Source organism: Rhodothermales bacterium (genome assembly GCA_013002345.1).
In the GTDB taxonomy this organism is placed as follows: domain Bacteria; phylum Bacteroidota; class Rhodothermia; order Rhodothermales; family JABDKH01; genus JABDKH01.
Map to the genome: position 1 here is coordinate 1 of JABDKH010000224.1, position 2,242 is coordinate 2,242.

Annotated in this window: 2 protein-coding genes; both read right to left on the reverse strand. The window is 57.8% G+C overall.

Annotated features, from left to right (window positions below; all coding sequences use genetic code 11):
• On the reverse strand, nt 1-1,222 hold a 1,222-nt coding region (locus HKN37_11345), incomplete at its 3' end, for an efflux RND transporter permease subunit (protein NNE47243.1).
• A 45-nt stretch (nt 1,223-1,267) separates the two neighbouring features.
• Nucleotides 1,268-2,242: efflux RND transporter periplasmic adaptor subunit (locus tag HKN37_11350; GenBank protein ID NNE47244.1), on the reverse strand; the 975-nt coding region annotated here is incomplete at its 5' end.

Sequence of the window (2,242 nt, forward strand, 5' to 3'; positions counted from 1 at the left end):
TGATCAGGCTGAAGAGGATAACGAAATTGAGCGTGTAGCCGAGCGTGTCGAACACGAGGAACGAAACGAACATCGACAGCGGGATCGCGATACCGACAAGAAAGGCGTTGCGCATTCCGAGAAAGAACAGCAGCACCGCGACAACGAAGATGAGTCCGGAGATGATATTGTTCTCCAGATCCTTGACCATCGTCAGAACCTGCTCGCTCTGGTCGCCGGTGATTTCGATCCGCGTACCTCCCGGAAAAGCGAATGATGCCAGTATGGCCTCCACATCCCGGGCTGTATCCAGGATGTTTTCTCCCGATCTCTTCTTGACATTGAGGCTGATAACCGGCAGGATTTGCGCCTGGTCGTCTGAAAGTCGGGTAAGGCTGCCATCTTCCTCCTCGACCTGCAGAACCTGCAGGCGGGCAAACGACGTACGATCTTTGAATCCGTAAACGACCTCGGCAACATCGCGCACGTAGACCGGTCGGCCGCCCGGCGTGTCGAGAACAAGCTGTTCAATCTCGGAGGGGTGCTCGATTTCGCCATCCACCCGGACCAGGTAATTGAGTCGATCGACGTCGATCGAGCCGCCGGGGATGTTGGTGTTCTCCTCGCGAAGCTTTGCGACGATGTCTCCGAATGTGAGGTTATAGGCCTTCAATGCGTTCAGGTCAACGTTCACCTGGACCTCTCTTTCCAGGGCCCCAACCACATCCACCTGAAGGACCGATGAGATGGATTCGAGTTCGTCCGCGAGATCGTCCGCGACATCCTTCAGCCGGGCCAGCGAGTAGTCGGCGGCCAGGTTGATTGTCATGATGGGGAATTCCTGCAGGTCGATCTCGTTGACCAACGGCTCCTCCGCTTCGCTCGGCAGTTCCGTCTTCGCAATGTCGACCTTGTCGCGAATCTTCTGGAAGGCGTCATCGATAGAAACGTCCGGGTCGAATTCGATGACGACCGTCGACACGCCCTCAGTAGAGGTAGACCGGATCTCTTTGATACCGTTCACCGACTGGATCTCTCGCTCGATCGGCTGCGTGATCAGAGACTCGATGTCGTCCGGGCTTGCTCCCGGGTAGACCGTCGTGACAATGATGTTCGGAATTTCGATGGATGGGAACGACTCCTTCGGGATTGTCGAATAGGTCAGGAGGCCACCTACGACGAGGATGATCGTGAGCACGAGCACGCTCGTCCGGTAGCTGATGGCGAGGTTGGTAACCTTCATGATTCTCGATGTCGGAGTCCACGGGTTGTGGACGAGTGGCGTCTGCTAGGAATCCTGAGTGGTCGCAGCTGCGGTTATCGGCACGGCGTCGGCTGTTGTGCTGACCGATGTTACGTCCAGTCGATCGCCCGGTGTCAGGAGGTTTTGTCCGGCGACAATGAGTTCGGCTCCTTCCTCCAGGCCATTCAGAATCACCGCGCGACCCGAATAGGTCGAGCCCACCGTGATGGGGCGCCGCTCGGCGATCTTGTCGCCATCGCGGGCCATCGCGACGAAGACATTCGTTCCGTTCTCATCGCGGATGATCGAATTGAGTGGGACCACGATGACATCTGCGAGACGATCTCTCGTCAAGAGCACCTTCCCGATCATCTCGGGCTTCAGGTTGCCGTCGCGGTTACTCAGCTGTACTTCAATCGGAAACGTACGGCTTGATCGGTCAATGACACTTCCGGCGAACGCGACGATACCTGACTGATCATCCACATCGTAGCTCTTGAATTGTACGAGGACTGATGATCCCTCCTGGATGTCTCCGGCGTAGCGTTCCGGGACACCGGTTGTGATCTTGACGGTGCTCGTGTTCACAATTCGAATGATCGGTGAACCTGGACCGGTCTGCTCACCAATTTCGACGAAGTGTTGTTCGATCCGACCGGTAAAGGGGGCCGTGATGCGTGCGTACGCTGCCTGCTCTCTGGTTTGTCGCAGGAGGCCCTGCGTTCGTTTCAGCTGCGCTTCCGCCTCGATGAACTGGGTGCGGACGCCTTCGAACTCGAGGGCGCTGATCACGGAATCACGGAACAGCGGCTCCTGTCGCTCAAAGGTCTCGCGTGCGAGATTGTGCTGCGCAGTGGCCGAAGCGACTTGAGCCTCCGCCTGCTCTACGGCCGCATCGGTGAGGCCGGCGTCGATTCGTGCGATCACCATTCCGGCTCGCGCGGTTGATCCCAGCGGCAGAAGGAAATTCACTGTGCCCCCGGTCTGTGCCGAGATGGTGGCGTCGTTGTTCGCTTCCAC